Annotated in this window: 14 protein-coding genes and 2 pseudogenes; 7 read left to right on the top strand and 9 right to left on the bottom strand. The window is 69.5% G+C overall.

Features of this window, described 5'->3' with window-relative positions:
• The first annotated feature begins 69 nt into the window (after positions 1–69).
• The 5 genes from CHR28_RS09270 to CHR28_RS09250 all read left to right on the top strand — a co-directional run bounded on the left by CHR28_RS09270 (position 70) and on the right by CHR28_RS09250 (position 5,059).
• Entirely contained in the window at positions 70–1,023 is a 954-nt protein-coding gene (locus CHR28_RS09270) for a TauD/TfdA family dioxygenase (protein WP_094053035.1), read from the top strand.
• The gene (locus CHR28_RS09265) at positions 1,020–2,822 is read left to right on the top strand and encodes a carbamoyltransferase family protein (RefSeq protein ID WP_094053034.1); all 1,803 of its coding nucleotides are present in this window, start codon (positions 1,020–1,022) and stop codon (positions 2,820–2,822) included. Before CHR28_RS09270 ends, CHR28_RS09265 begins: the two co-directional genes overlap by 4 nt.
• A 134-nt stretch (positions 2,823–2,956) precedes the next feature.
• Positions 2,957–3,718 (top strand): thaumatin family protein, encoded by a 762-nt coding sequence (locus CHR28_RS09260; RefSeq protein WP_094053033.1) that lies wholly within the window; start codon positions 2,957–2,959, stop codon positions 3,716–3,718.
• Positions 3,719–3,738: 20 nt separating this feature from the next.
• Positions 3,739–4,578, top strand: a complete 840-nt coding sequence (locus CHR28_RS09255) for a glycosyl hydrolase (protein WP_094053032.1) — start codon at positions 3,739–3,741, stop codon at positions 4,576–4,578.
• Positions 4,579–4,630: 52 nt separating this feature from the next.
• Positions 4,631–5,059 carry a septal ring lytic transglycosylase RlpA family protein gene (locus CHR28_RS09250; protein WP_256984178.1) on the top strand — a complete coding sequence of 143 codons (429 nt, stop codon included), beginning with the start codon at positions 4,631–4,633 and terminating at the stop codon, positions 5,057–5,059.
• Between the two features lie 67 nt (positions 5,060–5,126).
• On the opposite strand, the gene CHR28_RS09245 is transcribed toward CHR28_RS09250, so the two are convergent.
• The 5 genes from CHR28_RS09245 to CHR28_RS09225 all read right to left on the bottom strand — a co-directional run bounded on the left by CHR28_RS09245 (position 5,127) and on the right by CHR28_RS09225 (position 10,599).
• Entirely contained in the window at positions 5,127–6,704 is a 1,578-nt protein-coding gene (locus tag CHR28_RS09245) for a PTS ascorbate transporter subunit IIC (RefSeq protein ID WP_094053031.1), read from the bottom strand.
• A 21-nt stretch (positions 6,705–6,725) separates the two neighbouring features.
• Complete coding sequence (locus CHR28_RS09240; protein ID WP_094053030.1) at positions 6,726–7,508, bottom strand: PTS sugar transporter subunit IIA; 783 nt, start codon at positions 7,506–7,508, stop codon at positions 6,726–6,728.
• Between the two features lie 267 nt (positions 7,509–7,775).
• Positions 7,776–8,243 carry a hypothetical protein gene (locus CHR28_RS09235; RefSeq protein WP_094053029.1) on the bottom strand — a complete coding sequence of 156 codons (468 nt, stop codon included), beginning with the start codon at positions 8,241–8,243 and terminating at the stop codon, positions 7,776–7,778.
• A gap of 156 nt (positions 8,244–8,399) precedes the next feature.
• The gene (locus CHR28_RS09230; RefSeq protein ID WP_094053028.1) at positions 8,400–9,536 is read right to left on the bottom strand and encodes a fatty acid desaturase family protein; all 1,137 of its coding nucleotides are present in this window, start codon (positions 9,534–9,536) and stop codon (positions 8,400–8,402) included.
• Positions 9,537–9,543: 7 nt separating this feature from the next.
• Complete coding sequence (locus CHR28_RS09225) at positions 9,544–10,599, bottom strand: ferredoxin reductase (RefSeq protein ID WP_094053027.1); 1,056 nt, start codon at positions 10,597–10,599, stop codon at positions 9,544–9,546.
• A gap of 87 nt (positions 10,600–10,686) precedes the next feature.
• Between CHR28_RS09225 and CHR28_RS09220 the strand changes: the two genes are divergently transcribed.
• Entirely contained in the window at positions 10,687–11,826 is a 1,140-nt protein-coding gene (locus tag CHR28_RS09220) for a PucR family transcriptional regulator (RefSeq protein ID WP_094053026.1), read from the top strand.
• Between the two features lie 675 nt (positions 11,827–12,501).
• On the opposite strand, the pseudogene dmpG reads toward CHR28_RS09220, so the two are convergent.
• The 4 genes and pseudogenes from dmpG to CHR28_RS09195 all read right to left on the bottom strand — a co-directional run bounded on the left by dmpG (position 12,502) and on the right by CHR28_RS09195 (position 15,436).
• Positions 12,502–13,514 (bottom strand): annotated as a pseudogene (gene dmpG / locus CHR28_RS09210) (4-hydroxy-2-oxovalerate aldolase).
• A pseudogene (locus CHR28_RS09205) lies at positions 13,511–14,329 on the bottom strand (acetaldehyde dehydrogenase (acetylating)); the annotation flags it as partial. The pseudogenes CHR28_RS09205 and dmpG, both read right to left, overlap by 4 nt.
• The gene (locus CHR28_RS38935) at positions 14,299–14,550 is read right to left on the bottom strand and encodes a hypothetical protein (RefSeq protein ID WP_094053024.1); all 252 of its coding nucleotides are present in this window, start codon (positions 14,548–14,550) and stop codon (positions 14,299–14,301) included. The gene CHR28_RS38935 and the pseudogene CHR28_RS09205, both read right to left, overlap by 31 nt.
• A gap of 121 nt (positions 14,551–14,671) precedes the next feature.
• Positions 14,672–15,436, bottom strand: coding sequence for an IclR family transcriptional regulator (locus CHR28_RS09195; RefSeq protein WP_256984177.1), 765 nt, complete (start codon positions 15,434–15,436; stop codon positions 14,672–14,674).
• A 443-nt stretch (positions 15,437–15,879) separates the two neighbouring features.
• Here CHR28_RS09195 and CHR28_RS09190 point away from each other — a divergent pair, with 443 nt between their 5' ends.
• Positions 15,880–17,151, top strand: a complete 1,272-nt coding sequence (locus tag CHR28_RS09190; protein WP_094053022.1) for a prolyl oligopeptidase family serine peptidase — start codon at positions 15,880–15,882, stop codon at positions 17,149–17,151.
• Positions 17,152–17,173: the final 22 nt, after the last annotated feature.

Below are 17,173 nucleotides of genomic sequence, written 5' to 3'. Positions count from 1 at the left end.
CCCGGACGTCCCGCACCGGCCCGTCCGACCCCTCTGCCAGCCCGCAACACCGCTATGTCAGGAGACCGAATGTCCGCGTCGGCAGCGCTGCCGCTGGTGGTGCAAGCAGGTTCCACCACCGACCTCGTAGACCTCATCGAGCACGACCGGGACGAACTCCGCTCGGCGCTCCACACCCATGGAGCGCTCCTCTTCCGGGGATTCGACATCGACGGCGTCGACGGGCTGCAGTCGACCGTCGACGCCCTGTCCGGGGAGACGCTCACCTACACCGAGGCCTCCTCCCCGCGCACCTCGATCCAGGGCAATGTGTACACGTCCACCGACCACCCGGCCGAGGAGGAGATCTACCTCCACAACGAGTGCTCCTACCAGGACACCTGGCCGATGACGCTGTACTTCTACTGCCTGCGCGCGCCGCAGACGCTGGGATCGACACCGCTGGCCGACACCCGGCGGCTGTACGCGGCGATCGACCCCGCCGTCCGGGAGGAGTTCAGGCGCCGGCGCTGGAGTCTGGTGCGCAACTACCACGCCAACTTCGGCGTCCCGTGGCCCAAGGTGTTCGGCACCGACAGCCGGGCCGAGGTGGAGGCGTACTGCAAGGAGCACGGGCTGATCCCCGAGTGGACCGGCGAGGACGGGCTGCGCACCCGCGTGGTGCGGGACGCGCTGCACCGCCACCCGCGCACCGGCGAGGACGTGTGGTTCAACCACATCACCTTCTTCCACGTGACCACGCTCCCCGAGGACGTCCAGGAGGGCCTGCTCGCCCTGTTCGGCGAGGACGGCCTGCCCACGAACACCTACTACGGCGACGGCGGACGCATCCCCGACGACGTGATGGACCACCTGCGACGCTGCTACGAGGACTGCCGGGTCCGCTTCGACTGGCAGCGGAACGACATCCTCGTGGTGGACAACATGCTGTCCAGCCACGGCCGGGAGCCCTTCACCGGCGACCGGAAGATCGCCGTCGCGATGGCGGAGCCGCACACCGCCGGACAGGGGGACCCGCGATGAGCGTGCGGAACACACCTACCCCGGCGCCCGGCGGACCCGTGGTCCTCGGCATCTCGGCCCACTTCCACGACTCGGCCGCCGCACTGCTGGTCGACGGCCGGCTCGTGGCCGCCTCCCACGAGGAGCGCCACACCCGGCGCAAACAGGACCCCGACCTGCCCATCGACGCCGTGCGCGACTGCCTGGACCAAGCCGGTCTGCGCATCACCGACGTGGACTGCGTGGCCTACTACGAGGACCCGGCGAAGAAGCTCCACCGCCAGCTGTGGACCGGCCTGCCCGCCTTCCCCGACAGCAGCGCGAGCGCCCTGTACCGCCTGGACGCCGACCGGCCGCTGCGGGAGATCCGCAACCTGCTGGGCTGGGAGGGCCGGGTCGAGTTCGTCGACCACCACCTCTCCCACGCCGCGAGCGCCTACTACTTCTCCGGATTCGACGACAGCGCCGTGCTGACGGTCGACGCCGTCGGCGAGTGGGCCACCACCAGCTGGGGGATCGGCCGGGGCGCCTCGCTCGAACTGACCGAGCAGGTGGAGTTCCCCCACTCCCTGGGCCTGCTCTACAGCGCGGTCACCGGCTACCTCGGCTTCGAGGTGAACGAGGGCGAGTACAAGGTGATGGGGCTCGCCCCCTACGGCGAACCGCGGTTCCGGGACGAGATCGGCCGGCTGATCCATGTCACCGAGGACGGGTCGTTCCGGCTCGACCTGGACTACTTCGACTTCACCAACCCGGACGGCATGCTCGGTGAGCGCTTCACGTCCCTGATCGGCGTGGCACCGCGGGTGCCGGAGTCGGAGATCGACAAGGTCCACCACGACCTGGCGCGCAGCATCCAGGTGGTGACCGAGGAGACCCTGCTCCGCATGGTCGACAAGGCCCACCGCATGTCGGGCAGCGAGAACCTGTGCATGGCCGGAGGCGTGGCCCTCAACGTCGTCGCCGTACGCCGCATCGTCGAGGAGGGCCCCTTCGCCAGGGTGTTCGTGCAGCCGGCCGCCGGCGACGCGGGCGGCAGCCTCGGGTGCGCGGCGGTGGCCCACCAGCGCCTGACCGGGGAGCGGCCCCGACAGGACCGGCTGACCTCCGTGCTCCTCGGCTCCGGCACGGACTCCGACGGTATCGCCCGGCTGCTCGGCGCGTACGCCGGCCAGTCCTTCGCGGACTTCCGCGGGGACGAGGCGGGACTCCTCGATGCCGTCGCGGGACGACTGGCCGAGGGCAAGGTGATCGGCTGGTACCACGGCCGGGAGGAGTTCGGGCCCCGCTCGCTCGGCGGACGGTCCATCCTGGCCGACCCACGGGGCGACGACACGCGTGACCGGATCAACGCCTCGGTCAAGATGCGCGAGGCGTTCCGGCCGTTCGCGCCCGCCGTGCTGGCCGAGCACGCGCACGAACACTTCCGGCTCGACCACGAGTCGCCGTTCATGCTGGAGACCTGCGAGGTCGTCTCGCCGCTGTCGCTGCCGGCCATCACCCACGTCGACAAGTCGGCCCGCGTTCAGACCGTCACCGAGGCGACGAACGGGCGCTTCTACCGCCTCATCCGGACGTTCGCCGACCGGACGGGCTGCCCGCTGCTGCTGAACACGTCGTTCAACCTCCGCGGAGAGCCGATCGTCCACACCCCCGTCGACGCCCTGCTCTGCTTCCTGAGGTCGGACATCGACTGCCTGGTGCTCGACGACTTCGTCCTGGACCGCGACGCCCTCCCGCAGTCCTGGGTGACATGGTTCAAGGGCACCCGGCCACCGCGCCGGAGCCGGGTGAGTGACAGCGTGTACACCCTGCTGTGACCGAAAAACGCGGCATCGCCGCGAGGTATTGGTACAGGCCATTGACAGGACAGGGGAGGGCCGCTGTCATATGGGGCTGCCCCAACCCTGACACCGGAGGAGTTGTGCGCAGAGTTCAGTTACTCCTGACGGCCATGGCCGCCGCCCTCTTGTTCATCGTCTCGCCGAACGCAGCCACCGGTACGAGCGGCGGCACACTCGACGGAACAGTCCCGGCGGCCGCCTCAGCCATCAATCACACGGTCACGTTCGTCAACGCCACCGGCCGGAAGATCTGGGTCGGCAGTCAGGTCAACGCCGACGGGTCGAAGAACTTCGGCTCCTTGCCGATCCTGGAGGCGGGGCAGTCGGCGACCATCACCATCCCGGAGACGTCCGCCCCCGGCCACTGGCGCGGCAAGTTCTTCGCGCGCATGGGGTGCACCGGCGTCCCCGGCAGCACCTTCCACTGCCAACTCGGCGACTGCGGCGTGTACGACGACCACTGCGCGCCGAACACGAGCGAACAGCCGGTCAGTCTGGCGGAGTTCAACTTCGACAGCGCGGACGGCCTCGCGCCCTGGTACAACGTCAGTTACGTCAACGCCTTCTCGGTCCCGATCACCATCACTCCCACGGGTGTGACCGGCACCGGCGGCGGCTGCGCCACCATGGGGTGTGCCGACAACCTGCTGCCGAAGTGCCCGGCCGCGAACCTGACGCGCTGGGCCGACGGCACCCCGATGCTGTGCACCAACCCCAACCGCGACGCCAAGACCCCGTACAGCGACATGATCGCCACCAACTGCCCCAAGGCATACGGCTGGTCGAAGCAGGACCAGGAACCCGGCAACCAGGTGATGCAGCAGTGCAGCCGGTGCACCGGCTTCACCGTCACCTTCCACCGCGGCGCCTGAAGGGACGGACGACGGACAGCATGCGCAGAAGGAACGTACTGACCGCACTGGTGACGGCACCGATCGCCCTCTCGGCCGTCGGCCGCACCGCCACCGCCACAGCCGCACCGGCGACCGGCACCGCCGCCACGAAGAAGAAGGGCGTCAGCGCCTGGGACTTCAACGGAGTCACCCAGTGCCTCGCCGACTCCCGGTCCGGGTGGTTCTACACCTGGTCCTCGAGCCGGGGCGCCATCACCACACCGACCGGCGTCGAGTTCGTCCCCATGATCTGGGGGCCCAACTCCGTGACCGACGCCGAGCTGAACCAGGCCAGGCAGCAGGGCACCACACTGCTCGGCTTCAACGAGCCCGACCATCCGGGGCAGGCGACCATGAGCGTGACACAGGCGCTCGACCTGTGGCCCCGGCTTCAGTCCACCGGCCTGCGCCTGGGCGCACCCGCGGTGGCGACCGGAGCGAACGTCGCCGGCGGCTGGCTGGACTCCTTCCTCCAGGGCGCTGCCGCCCGGGGCCTGCGCGTCGACTTCATCCCGGTGCACTGGTACGGCGCCGACTTCAACGCCACCAACGCCACCGCCCAGCTGCGCGGTTACCTCCAGAGCACCTACGACCGGCACAAGAAGCCGCTGTGGCTCACCGAGTACGCGCTGATCGACTGGTCGTCCGGTACGGCGAGGTACCCGACGCAGGCCCAGCAGGCGGCGTTCGTGCAGCAGTCGACGGCCATGCTCCAGAGCCTGCCGTTCGTCGAGCGCTACGCCTGGTTCACGCTCTCCACCAGCCGCGGCGACGGCACCGGCCTGTACGCCGGCACGACCGCCACGCAGGTGGGTGCCGCCTACCGGTCCGCCGGCTGAGCCGCACCCTGCACCCTGTCATCCACCTCAACCGCACCTCGGAAAGGCCCTGATGATGCGCGCGCTCACCCTCGCTCGCCTCGCCGTCACCATCACCGCGCTGCCCGCCGTGCTCATCGCGGCGCCCAGCAGCAGCGCCGCCCCCGCCACCGCGCAGGCCGACACCTGCTGGGCCACGCACTACGGCCCCATACCGGCGGGCGCCTACACCGCCAGCGGAGAGATCTTCGACAACAACGCCGACACCGCGGCGACCTCGCTGACCCGCAACCCGCAGTTGCCGTTCGGCACTCGGGTGCGGGTCACGAACGTCGCCAACGGCGTGTCCCTGGTCGTCCGCATCAACGACCGCGGCACCTTCCAGCAGACCCCGCAGCAGCCCAAGTGCCTCGACCTGACGGACGGCGCCTTCCAGCGCCTCGGCGGAATCATCAACCCCGACCAGGGGCACATCGTGGTGACGCAGGAGGTCCTGCAGTGAGGTGAGCGTCCCGCTGCCGGGTGACACGCATGCCCCACCACTCGTACGGCCGGCGGGCACCGTGATGTCAGCGTGCCCGCGCCGGCTGTGGGGGCGGCGGGGGAGTGGGTGCCCCCGCGGGCGGCGCTATCTTGGCGTACCGGGTGGAGGCGCTGCTCTCCCCGGTACCGGCCGTCGTGCTCGGCCGATCGACCGCAGCGCTGCCGACCGTGGGGGCGCTGCCCGGGATCCAGCCGCGGTCGACGACACGCACCTGCACGAGCCAGGCACCGGCCAGAAGCATGACTCCGACGGCGAGCATGGCAAGGAGGCCGGCGGCGCCGTCGAGTCTGGCGACATTGCCGAGCACGGCGCCGAACCATCCGAAGTCGGCGTCGCCGAACGTGGTGTTGGCGTCACCGAAGTCGCCCAGGACGCGCAACAGCAGGGCGGGCAGGAACGTGATCAGGACGCCGTTGAGGAAGGATCCCGCGACGGCGCCGCGGCGGCCGCCGGTGGCGTTGCCGTAGACGCCCGCTGCTCCGCCGGTGAAGAAGTGGGGGACCAGCCCGGGCAGGACGAGGGCCAGACCGAAAGCGGGGTTGAGGATCCAGATGAGGGCGGCCAGGGCGGTGAGGCCGCCGAGGAAGCTGGAGATGAAGCCGACGAGTACGGCGTTCTGGGCGTAAGGGAAGACGATGGGCGCGTCGAGTGCCGGCTTGGCGCCGGGGACGACGCGCTCGGCGATGCCTTGGAAGGCGGGGACGAGCTCTCCGAGGATGGTGCGGACGCCGAAGAGGATGACGGCGACGGCGATGCCGAACTGCAGGCCCTGCATGAGGGATTGCATGAGGTAGTCGCCGAGTCCCGTAGCGGTGGTGCCGAAGGCCTTGAAGGCCGTCGCGCGGCCGGCCTTGGCGAGGAAGAGCAGGCTCATCACCAGGTAGACGACGACCATGGACAGAGCGGTGGCGACCATGGAGTCGCGCAGGAAGCGGAGTCCTTCGGGCAGGCGCATGTCCTCGGTGCTGCGGCTGGGCTTGCCGATCCTGTCGACGAGCTGGCCGGTGGCGCCTGCGGTGATGTAGCCGGCGGTGCCGAAGTGGCCGATGGCCACACTGTCGTCGCCGGTCACCTTCTTGGTCCAGGGGTGGGCGAGCGCGGGCAGGGAGACCAGAAGAATGCCCAGCAGTACGCCTCCGCCGAGGACGACCGCGAGAGAGGGCTGTCCGGCGGTGGCCATGACGATGGTGAGCAGGGTGGCCATGAACAGCATGTGGTGGCCCGTCAGGAAGACGTAGCGCAGGGGCGTGAAGCGGGCCAGCAGGAGGCTGACGAGGAAGCCGGTGATCATCAGCCAGGCTACGCGGGCTCCGAACTCGCTCTGTGCGATGCCCGCGATGGCCTCGTTGGTCGGAATGACCCCGTGCGCGCCGGTGCTGCCCTGGATCATCTTGCCCAGGGGGTCGAGGGCGGCGGTGACCAGCCCGGCTCCGGCGCCGACGAGGAGAAGTCCGAGAGTGGCTTTGATGGCCCCGCCGGCGATCTGCCCGGGACTCTTTTTCAGCGCGATCAGGCCGACGGCGGTGATGAGGCCGATGAGGTAGGCGGGTTGGCTGAGGATCTCGTTGACGAGGAACGTGGCGGGGGCGATGAGCCAGTCCATGAGAGGGGCCTCCTTTCGCGGTCAGACGCTGTAGGTGTCGCGCAGGACGGTGTCGACCTCTGCGGTGCTGGTGAAGTCCTGGACGACTCTCACGGGCACCCCGACATCGCCGAGCGTGCGGGCGATCTCGCGGGAGGTGAGGATGGCGACCGCTTCGGAGGATTTGCCCCTGGCGGAGATGGTGTCGGTGGCCTCCACGCTGACGTGCCCGGACCAGCCCCAGCGGTCGAGGACCTGCTCAAGGGTGTTCTTCAGGAACAGGCTCGTGCCCACGCCGTTGCCGCACACGGTCAGGATCTTGTGGTGGGACGCTGCCGCGGCGGCCGGCACGGCTCGGTCCGCCGGCCCTGCTGCGCCCTCGCCCTCCAGCAGGGCGAGTACTTCCGACGCGTCACGGGCCTGATCCAGAGCGGCGGTCGTGGCGGGGTCCGCCAGGGAACGGGCAAGGGCTGCCATCGCCTCGGTATGAGCTGATGAGTCGGTGGCGGCCAGTGCCACGACCAGTGAGACGGGATCGTTGGTGTCGTGGCCGAAGCGGACCGGCTCCCGCAGACGTATCCACGACATGCCGGTTCTGAGCACGGCCGGGGACGGCCGGGCGTGAGCGAAGGCCACACCGGGAGCGATGACGATGTAGGGGCCGTTCTCCTCCACGTTGTCGATCATCTGCGTGGTGTAGTCGGCCGTGCTGACGCCGTCGTCGACCAGGGCCTGCCCTGCGGCGCGGATCGCCGCGCGCCAGTCGGGGGAGTGGACGCCGAGTCGCACGGCGACGGGGGACAGCAGCGTGGTGAGCGCGGTCATGACGCGGCAACTCCGTGGTCAGCGGGGTTGGTGGAGTGGGCGGCCGAGGCAGTGCCCGGCACGGGGCGGGGAAGGACAGCGGCCGTCTCGGGGCGGACCGGCTGTCTGGCGAGCTTGCTCATGATCAGACTCGTTCCCCGGTCGAAGCGGAGACAGTACTGCTGCGTGGACCTCCATCGACTTCGGGCTCGACTCGGTCATCGAGGCCGGTTCTGCGGGCAGTCCCCGGCGCCCTTCCACCTCCGAACGCCCAGCGTCCATGGGCGATTACCCGGCCGGCCTCCGTGACCGACGAGCCGGGGGGATGGGTGACGTTGCCGGGGCCGCCCTGTCCGGGGCAGTGCCGATGGCGCCGGCCGAGCGAAGTGAACTCCCGAGGCATCCGGTGAGAATGCGGGGGTGTCGCCGCCACCACCAGAGGTCGGAGCCGGGCAGCCTGTGGAACCGGTCGAGCGCTTGGCCGTCGTCGTCGATGGTCGCGGCCTTGTACCGGTCGTCCAGAGCTTTGACCTGCGGGGTCCAGAGCTGGACGATGTGTTCGTCCAGCAGGAGCCACGCCTCGTGCAGCCAGTTTCGGCAGTAGAGGTCGTTGGTGTACTCGTAGACGTCGTCACCGTAGCCGCGCTCGACGGCGCTCACCAGGGCGGCCCACGCGTTCACCCTGTCAGCGACCGTGAACGCCACCCGCCAGCCGCGCTGGTGCAGCCGCTCTCCCACCTCGGTTTCCGTAGCCACGGGTGTGAGGCTCTCATAGGCGACCGGTTCGGGCGATCGAGATGATCACGGCGTCGGGCGTCCTGGCGCATGTCCGGGCACCGTCGCCGAACGGCAGGCTGCCGTACCCGGCGGTGCCGCCGGGTACGGGCCATGGATCCGTACCGATACAGGGTGTCAGGCCGCGACGAGTTCCTGCTCGCGGTCGGGCGTCTTGGACTTCAGCCGCTTGTTGGGCTTGTTGGGCTTGTTCGGCAGGGAGAGCCGGAAGACCTTGCGCCACGCCGAGAACACCTGCTTGGGCAGCGGGCCGGTGACGTAGTCCAGCTCGTACTTCTCGAACAGGGCCCGCACCTTCACCGCGACCTCGGCGTACCGGTTGCTCGGCAGGTCCGGGAAGAGGTGGTGTTCGATCTGGTGCGAGAGGTTGCCGGTCATGAAGTGCATGGCCTTGCTGCCGCTGATGTTCGCCGAGCCCATCATCTGGCGCAGGTACCACTGGCCGCGGGTCTCGCCGTTGATCGACCGGCGCTCGAAGACCTGCACGCCCTCGGGGAAGTGCCCGCACATGATCACCGAGTGGGACCAGAGGTTGCGGACCAGGTTGGCGGTGAACGTGGCGGCGAGCGTGGGCAGGAACGACGGGCCCGACAGCAGCGGGTGGATCACGTAGTCCTTGAGCACCTGCTTGCGGATCTTGCGCCCCACGGCCTTGGCCCGCGCGCGGAACTCCGGGTTCTTGCGGCGGCGCTTGTTCAGGTTCTTGCCCAGTTCCAGGTCGTACGCCGCGATGCCGTACTCGAAGAAGCAGGCATTGATGAAGTTCCACAGCGGCTGGCCGAGGTGGATCGGGTGCCACCTCTGGTCCTCGTCGACGCGCATGATGCCGTAGCCGAGGTCGTTGTCCTTGCCGATCACGTTGGTGTACGTGTGGTGCAGCTCGTTGTGCGAGTGCTTCCACTGGTCGGCCGGCGAGACGTGATCCCACTCCCAGGTGGTGGAGTGGATCTTCGGGTCCCGCATCCAGTCCCACTGGCCGTGCAGGATGTTGTGGCCGATCTCCATGTTGTCCATGATCTTCGCCATGGACAGACCGGCCGTGCCGATGATCCACGCGGGCGGGAAGAACGAGAACAGCAGCACGCCCCGGCTGACCAGCTCCAGCTTGCGCTGCGCGGCGATGACCTTGCGGATGTAGGCGGCGTCTTTCTCGCCCCGGCTGGCGATCACCTCGTCGCGGATCGCGTCCAGCTCGCGGCCGAGCTCCTCGATCTGCTCCGCGGTCAGGTGGGCGGTGGGGTCGATGGCGGTCAAGATGCTCCTACCGTTCGATGTCGCAAGGGCCCGCAGCGGCGGACACGCAGGTCTGGATGAGGACGCCCGGCTCGGCCTCGGTGATCTCGCCGGTGCGCAGGTCACGGACGGCGCCCGTCTTGAGCGGCGAGACGCAGCCGAAGCAGATGCCCATGCGGCACCCGGAGGGCATGAGCACGCCGGCCTCCTCGCCGACGTCCAGCAACGGCGTGGCACCGTCCGCGTCGACCCTCTTGCCGGTGACGCTGAACGTGACCTCACCGCCGTCACCGGCGACGACGATGCTGGGGCGGAAGCGCTCGGTGTGCAGGCGCTCAGGCACGCCGTGCTCGCTCCAGTGCTTCTCGGCGGCGTCGAGCAGGCCCGAGGGCCCGCAGGCCCAGGTCTCGCGCTCGACCCAGTCGGGCACGAGCTCGCCGAGACGGGCCACGTCGAGCTTGCCGTCCGTGTCGGTGTGCACCTCGGTGAGCCGCAGCTTCTTGCCCACGACCAGGTCGTGCAGCTCGTCGCGGAAGATCACATCCTGCGGCCGTGGCGCGCAGTGGACCATGACGACGTCGTCGAACCCGGTGTCGCGCAGCATGCCCATCACGGGGGTGATGCCGCTGCCGGCCGTCAGGTAGAGCACTTTGGCGGGCCTGGCCTGCGGCAGCACGAAGTCACCGGTCGCCTGGTCGAGCTGGATCAGCGTGCCCGGCTCGACTCTGCGTACCAGGTGGTTGCTGACCTTGCCGTCCTCGATCGCCTTCACGGTGATCGTGAAGCGGCCGTCCCGGCGGTGGGTCGGCGAGGTGATGGAGTAGGCACGCCACAGACGCACTCCGTCGACGTCGACGCCGATCCGCACGTACTGACCGGCTGTGTGACCGCGCCAGCCTCGTCCCGGCCTGATCACAATGGTCGCGGCGTCACCCGTCTCGGGGAGCACGGCCTCGATGCGCCCACGCAGGTCAGCGCCCGCGCGCAGCGGGCTGACCAGGTCGAGGTAGTCCGACGGCAGCAGCGGCGTCGTGACCATCTCCAATAGCTTCCACGCCCTGCTGCGGAGGGCTGTACTCGTCATGACTCCAGCGTGCTGCGCCTTGAGGCGTAAAGTCCTGACCACAGGACGTGAATCTTGTCGATCGATTTGTTCGCAGGGAACAAGAACATGAGTCATGCACTACGGAGGGTCAGCGAACTGGCCTTGGATGAGACGACGGTCACCGCACTGCGGGCCACGCTGAAGACCACTGCCGACGAGGTCGTCCAGGCGATCATCGACGAGGTCCCTCCCTACGCCAACGCCCTGTCGGGCCACATGGGCGCCACCATCCGCCGTGCCGTCCGCACCGCCCTGGGACACTACCTGGACCTCGCGAGCGGGAACGCCACCGGCGTCGACGCCGGTGACGCGGCCTACGAGCTGGGCCGCGGCGAGGTGCGCGACGGCCGTTCGATGGACGCCCTGCTCAGCGCCTACCGTGTCGGCGCCCGGGTGGCCTGGCGATGCCTGGCGGCTGGTGCCGTGCCCGCGGGTCTGCCCGCCGCCGAGGTCGCCAAGTTCGCCGAACTGACCTTCGCCTACATCGACGAGCTCTCCGCCGCGAGCGCCGCGGGCCACGCCGACGAGCTGGCCGCCCGGGGCCGGGCCCACGAGCTCCACCTGGAACACCTGGCCCGCGACATCCTCGCCGGCGCGAGCCCGGACGTACTGCTCGCCTCTGCGCAACGGGCCGGTTGGCAGCCTCCGGTTTCGCTGACCGCCGTCCTGCTGCCCGCCGCCCAGGCCCGGCCTGCCTACCGCACACTCGACCCGAGCACCCTCGTCCTGGACGATCTGCCGGACGCCACCGGTGTGCTGCTCGTTCCCGACGCCGACAGACCGCATCTCCTGCGGCAGCTGACCGACCGCTCCGCCGTGACCGGGCCGGCCCGGCCATGGACTCGCGCGTCCGCCTCGTACGCACGAGCCCTGCGCGCCCGCTCCCTCTCCTCCGCCATTCGCGACACCGAGGACCACCTGCCCGAGCTGGTGCTGAGCGCCGACGCGGACGCCTTCGCAGACCTGCGCGCCCGAGCCCTGGCCCCGTTGCGGACCCTGCCCGACGCGACCGCACGGAGGCTGGAGGAGACACTGCGGGCGTGGCTGCTGCACCAGGGCAGACGGGAGGAGGTGGCGGCAGCGCTGTTCGTCCACCCGCAAACAGTCCGGTACCGGATGTCACAACTACGAGAGCTGTTCCCGGACCTCGCATCCCCCCACCGCGTCCTTGAACTGACACTCGCGGTCGGCCTGGGGGACACCTGACACGTGTTCACCAACGAACAACACCACTTTCCCAGGAGTTGTCGTCCGAGGAGAGGGCCGTATCCCTGGGGGAGTGGTTCGTTGGCCACTCTTGACTCGAGCCGCGCGCTGATCGGCAATGGGCCGTATCTGGTCGACCGCGTCGACGGGGGCTTGCACCAGATCGGCGTCGTTTCCGCGGTGACCGGTGACCGGTGACCGGTGACCGGTGAGTGGGAGGCCGACTACCGTGCTCTCGGATACGCGGGCTGCCGGTACGCACTGCAGTGGACGATCTCCACGATGCGCTCCACGAAGTCGCCGCTGCGCGCGGACGGATGCACGCTGTGCGGACACTGCGCCAGAGGCTGCCCGGGCTCTCGCCGGCGGAAGAATCCCGCGACCGAACCCTTGTCGGTGCGCACGGTCGAAGGGCGTGTGGCGGCTGACGCGGGCACAGCCGACACGAGGGGCAGCAGGACGAGAAGGCTCGCCAGACAGGCAAGTCTGCGTCGGAGAGTGAATCGCACTGATTCTCCTGAGAGTTGGAGCGATGAGCGCGTCATGCTCCGGCGCATGCGGCAGACGCGCCACGTCTCCGGTCCGCTCCGTGGACCGGCGCGCGAAACGGTGAATCCGGGCACACCGAGCGGGGCCGGGAGGCACCGCCCTCCCGGCCCCGCGTCCTGCCGTAGGTCAGCTCGCCTGCGCGAGACCCAGCGCCACGTCGACGATCATGTCCTCCTGGCCGCCGACGAGGCCGCGCTTGCCGACCTCGACAAGGATCGTGCGAACGTCGACGCCGTACCGGTCGGCCGCCGCCTCCGCGTGCCGCAGGAACGAGCCGTAGACACCGGCGTAGCCCAGCGTGAGCGTCTCGCGGTCGACACGGACCGGCCTGTCCTGCAGCGGGCGCACGAGATCCTCGGCCGCGTCCTGAAGGGCGAAGAGATCGCAGCCGTGGTTCCAGCCGTTGAGGTCGGCGACCGCGATGAACGGCTCGATGGGCAGTTGCCCGCGCCCGCGCCCTGGCCGGCCAGGGAGGCGTCCACGCGGGTCACGCCCTCCTCGACCGCGACCATGGAGTTGGCCACCGAGAGGGAGAGGTTCTCGTGGGCGTGGATGCCGATCTCCGTGGCCGGGTCCAGCACATCGCGGTAGGCGCGCATCCGCTCGCGCACGCCGTCCATCATCAGCCGGCCGCCGGAGTCGGTGACGTAGACGCAGTGGGCGCCGTACGACTCCATGAGCTTGGCCTGCCCGGCCAGCGTTTGGGCGTCGGCCATGTGGCTCATCATCAGGAAGCCGGACACGTCCATGCCCAATTCGCGGGCGGTGGCGATGTGCTGGGCCGAGACGTCGGCCTCGGTGCAGTGCGTGGCGACCCGCACCGAGCGCACCCCGAGCGCGTACGCCTGCTTGAGCTCCTCGATCGTGCCGATGCCGGGCAGCAGGAGCGTGGTGAGGCGGGCGTTGTTGATGTGAGCGGCCGCCGCCTCGATCCACTCCCAGTCGGTGTGGCTGCCGGGACCGTAGTTGAGCGAGCCGCCGGCCAGGCCGTCACCGTGGGACACCTCGATGCCGTCGACGCCTGCCGCGTCGAGCGCGGCGACGATCCGGCCCACCTGCTCGGGCTCGATGCGGTGCCGGATGGCGTGCATGCCGTCCCGCAGGGTGACGTCCTGGATGAACAGCCGGTCGGTGGTCATGCGCGGGCTCCCTGGAGTTCGGTGGTGCGGGCGGCCATGGCCTCGGCCATCCGCAGGGCCGCGCTGGTCATGATGTCGAGGTTCCCGGCGTAGGCGGGGAGGTAGTGGGCGGCGCCCTCCACCTCCAGGAACACCGACACCTGGTGGGTGGCCGCGGCAGCGGTGAGGGTGTGCACCGGCTGGTCCGCGGGGACGGGGGTGATCTGCACCTGCTGCTTGAGGCGGTAGCCCGGCACGTACGCCGACACCTCGTCGACCCGCTGCGCCACCGCTGCGCGGATCGCGTCGTGGGTCGCCTCGTCGGGCGCGTCGACGAGCGCGAGCACGGTGTCGCGCATGATCAGCGGCGGCTCGGCCGGGTTGAGGATGATGACGGCCTTGCCGCGCTCGGCGCCGCCGACGGTCTCGATGGCGTGGCTGGTCGTCTCGGTGAACTCGTCGATGTTGGCGCGGGTGCCGGGACCTGCGCTCTTCGAGGCGATCGAGGCGACGATCTCCGCGTACGGGACCGGCGCCACCGAGGAGATCGCGGCGACGATCGGAATGGTGGCCTGTCCGCCGCACGTCACCATGTTGACGTTGTCCGCGGCGACGTGGTCGTCGAGGTTCACGGCGGGGATCACCATCGGGCCGATGGCGGCGGGGGTGAGGTCGATGAGCTGCTTGCCGTACGGGCCGAGCGCGTGGGCGTTGGCGATGTGCGCATTCGCGGACGTGGCGTCGAAGACGATCTTGATGTCCTCGAAGCCGTCCATGGCGATCAGGCCCTGGACGCCCTCGGCGGTCACGGGGACCCCGAGCCGCTCGGTTGCCGCTGCACAGCGGGGGAGGTGAGGCCGATCTTGCGGCCGGTGACGCGGCCGCCCGCTTCGAGGCGGCGCGCGGTCAGCAGCTCTTGGACGGCGTAGGCCGCCTTCACGTCGTCGCTGCCGATCAGATCACGCACCGGCGGACAGGGCACGCGGTCGGCGGCGGCGCGCAGCAGACGGTCGGCCGCCCGCGCCACGGCGTCGGCGCCAGGAGAGAACTCGTTCATGCCGACAGCTTGAGCAAGGGAGCCGTCCCGCGCCCAGCAATGAGTTCCGCCTCACGGAACTCGGCCGCGGATCGCTGCCCACGGGGCAGCTGCCGCGGATCGCTGCCCAGGGGACAGCCGATCAGTTGCCGCGAAGCTCCTCACGACGGCAGAGCGTCGCGGAGATCCCCGCCGCGGCGGCTCGCACACTGCCGGCGTGCCGGGCGGGCTGGAACCGGTGCACCGGCCCCGTGACACTGACCGCCGCCATGATCTCGTCCGACGGCGAGAAGATCCCCGCGGCCACGCAGACGATGCCGACCGCCGACTCCTCGTACTCGAAGGCCACACCCTGCGTGGCGACGTCGGACAACTGGCGCGTCAGCACATCGACGTTGGTGATCGTCCGCGGCGCCTTGCGCTCCAGCGGCCCGCGCAGCACGGTCTCCCGCACTTCGTCCGGGGCGTGGCTCAGCAGCACCTTCCCGAGGGCCGTCGCGTGCAGCGGCATACGGCCGCCGAGCCGCGACGGGGAGTTGGCCTGCTGGTGGCCACCCACCTTGGCGACGTAGACGACCTCCGTACCCTCGCGAGTACCCAGATGGACGATCTCGTGCGTACGCTCGTACAGATCCTCGAGAAAGGGCGTGGCCACTTCGAGCAGCCCGCGCTCGACCGACGCGCGCATCCCCAGCTCGAAGACGAGCCCCGACAGGCGATAACGCTCCTGGACACGATCCAGCAACCGTGCCGCCACCAGGTCCCGGAGCACCCGGTGCAGCGTGCTCTTCGCGAACAACGTACGTTGCCGCAGTTCGGTGAAGCCCAGGGTCGTGTCCTCGACGGTGAACGCCTGCAGCACGGCGAGAGCCTTGCTCAGGACACCGCTCGGCGCGTCGTCACTCAAGGGGATCTTCCTTCCGGGGCACCACGACATATCGACTGTACGGGACCAAGAGCGCGCCCACTCCTATGCAACAGCGAGCCAACGGATGCCCCCGCGGCCCTCGGGAAGGAGCCGGACACGCCCCCGTCGCGGTGACCCGCTGCGCTCGGACATCGAGGGCGGCTGTTTTCCTCTCTTCTTTCGAGAATCCGTTGAACGGACCGGTAACGTCGCGTGTCTTCCGTGCCAGTCACACCATGGCCACCGCGCCGCCCCGAACCCTCAGCGATTCAGCGAGATGCCCTGTCCGAAAGAGACCTGCCTACCTGGCCGGCCTCTTGCCGGCCTGGCATCGTGCCAGCTCGATTCCCGGCAGACGGGGTCGGCAGCTCCCTCTCCTCGACGGCGGCTGCCCCTTGTTCGGCGGGACCGTGGTGAAGCCTCCGACCCCATGAGGAGTCCGCATGGCAACACGTATCAGCCGTCGCACCATTCTGGCCGCCGGTGCGGGCGCCGCCGGCCTGTCCGTGCCTGGCGTCGCCGCTCACGCCGCCGACCGTGCCCCCGCCGGCGTGAGATTCACCCTGAATGCCCAGGTGCTCGACGGCGGCGAACAGGTCACCTCGATCACCCTGGAGACCGCACGGCTCGGCCCGATCGACCCGGCCGGCCTGACCACCGCCACCTTCGGCGTGCACGCCAAGGGCACCAGGCCGTTCGCCACCGCACCCGACGACGACCTGGTCAGCGACTACGACCTCGACCGCACGGTGACCGCCATCCGGCTCGACCGCAAGGGCAACATCGTGCTCGAACTGGGCTATGGAGAAGGCCGGATCGGGGGGAGCACGCTCAGCTACCTCGCGGACGAGGGCCGCAACGTGATGCTCGACCTCTCCTACACCCTCACCCAGCACACCCCGATCGTCTTGCGCGATCACCGATCCGTCGTCATCGAGAAGTTCGTGCAGAACCCGAGACTCTCCGACCCCGAGGTGGACGCCTTCAGCTCCCACATCTCCGGCTCGGGAATGAAGTACCGGCTGTTCTCACCCACCGGTTCCCACTCCTCCCGGCGGGACAAGCGTCCGCTGATCGTCTGGCTGCACGGCGGAGGAGAGGGCGCCTCACTGCCCAACAACTACTACGACAACGAGACCACGCTCCGGGCCAACCGTGGCGCCCTGGGCTTCGCCACCCCCGAGGCGCAGCGCATCTTCGACGGCGCCTACGTCCTCGTCCCGCAAAGCACTTCCTATTGGATGGAGGACGGCCCCCGCTTCGCCCCGCTCATCCACGAGATCATCAACGACGTCACGCGCCGGAACTGCATCGACCGTGACCGGATCTACGTCGCCGGCTGCAGCAACGGTGGCTACATGAGCATGAAGATGACCACCGTCTACCCCACCCTGTTCGCCGCGTCCGTGCCGATCTGCGGCATTGTCACGTCCTTCCCGCCCGGCAGCACACCGCTGCTGCCCGACAGCGAGCTGGCCCGGATCAGCACGCCCAGCTGGCTCGTCGCCTCCCGTGACGACTCCGTCGTGGACTCGCAGACCAACACCGTCCACGCGCACGAGGTGATCCCCGGCTCGTTGATGACGCTCTACGACCACGTCGTCTGGAACAACTACCAGTTCCTCGGCCACTTCGCGTGGATCTACGTCGCCCGCAACGACCCCAGCATCAACGGGACTCATATCTGGCAGTGGATGGCCGCACAGCGCCGTTGACACCACTCACGGAGAGTGGCGC

Source organism: Streptomyces sp. XY006 (assembly GCF_002237655.1).
Classification (GTDB): domain Bacteria; phylum Actinomycetota; class Actinomycetes; order Streptomycetales; family Streptomycetaceae; genus Streptomyces; species Streptomyces levis.
This window is presented reverse-complemented; position numbering and strand designations above follow the sequence as displayed.

What these genes read in the sequence shown, in the direction of transcription:
- CHR28_RS09270 (WP_094053035.1), top strand. Translation starts at nt 70, where the DNA reads ATGTCCGCGTCGGCAGCGCTGCCGCTGGTGGTGCAAGCAGGTTCCACC.
- CHR28_RS09265 (WP_094053034.1), top strand. Translation starts at nt 1,020, where the DNA reads ATGAGCGTGCGGAACACACCTACCCCGGCGCCCGGCGGACCCGTGGTC.
- CHR28_RS09260 (WP_094053033.1), top strand. Translation starts at nt 2,957, where the DNA reads ATGGCCGCCGCCCTCTTGTTCATCGTCTCGCCGAACGCAGCCACCGGT.
- CHR28_RS09255 (WP_094053032.1), top strand. Translation starts at nt 3,739, where the DNA reads ATGCGCAGAAGGAACGTACTGACCGCACTGGTGACGGCACCGATCGCC.
- CHR28_RS09250 (WP_256984178.1), top strand. Translation starts at nt 4,631, where the DNA reads ATGATGCGCGCGCTCACCCTCGCTCGCCTCGCCGTCACCATCACCGCG.
- CHR28_RS09245 (WP_094053031.1), bottom strand. Translation starts at nt 6,704, where the DNA reads ATGGACTGGCTCATCGCCCCCGCCACGTTCCTCGTCAACGAGATCCTC.
- CHR28_RS09240 (WP_094053030.1), bottom strand. Translation starts at nt 7,508, where the DNA reads ATGACCGCGCTCACCACGCTGCTGTCCCCCGTCGCCGTGCGACTCGGC.
- CHR28_RS09225 (WP_094053027.1), bottom strand. Translation starts at nt 10,599, where the DNA reads ATGACGAGTACAGCCCTCCGCAGCAGGGCGTGGAAGCTATTGGAGATG.
- CHR28_RS09220 (WP_094053026.1), top strand. Translation starts at nt 10,687, where the DNA reads ATGAGTCATGCACTACGGAGGGTCAGCGAACTGGCCTTGGATGAGACG.
- CHR28_RS38935 (WP_094053024.1), bottom strand. Translation starts at nt 14,550, where the DNA reads ATGAACGAGTTCTCTCCTGGCGCCGACGCCGTGGCGCGGGCGGCCGAC.
- CHR28_RS09190 (WP_094053022.1), top strand. Translation starts at nt 15,880, where the DNA reads ATGGCAACACGTATCAGCCGTCGCACCATTCTGGCCGCCGGTGCGGGC.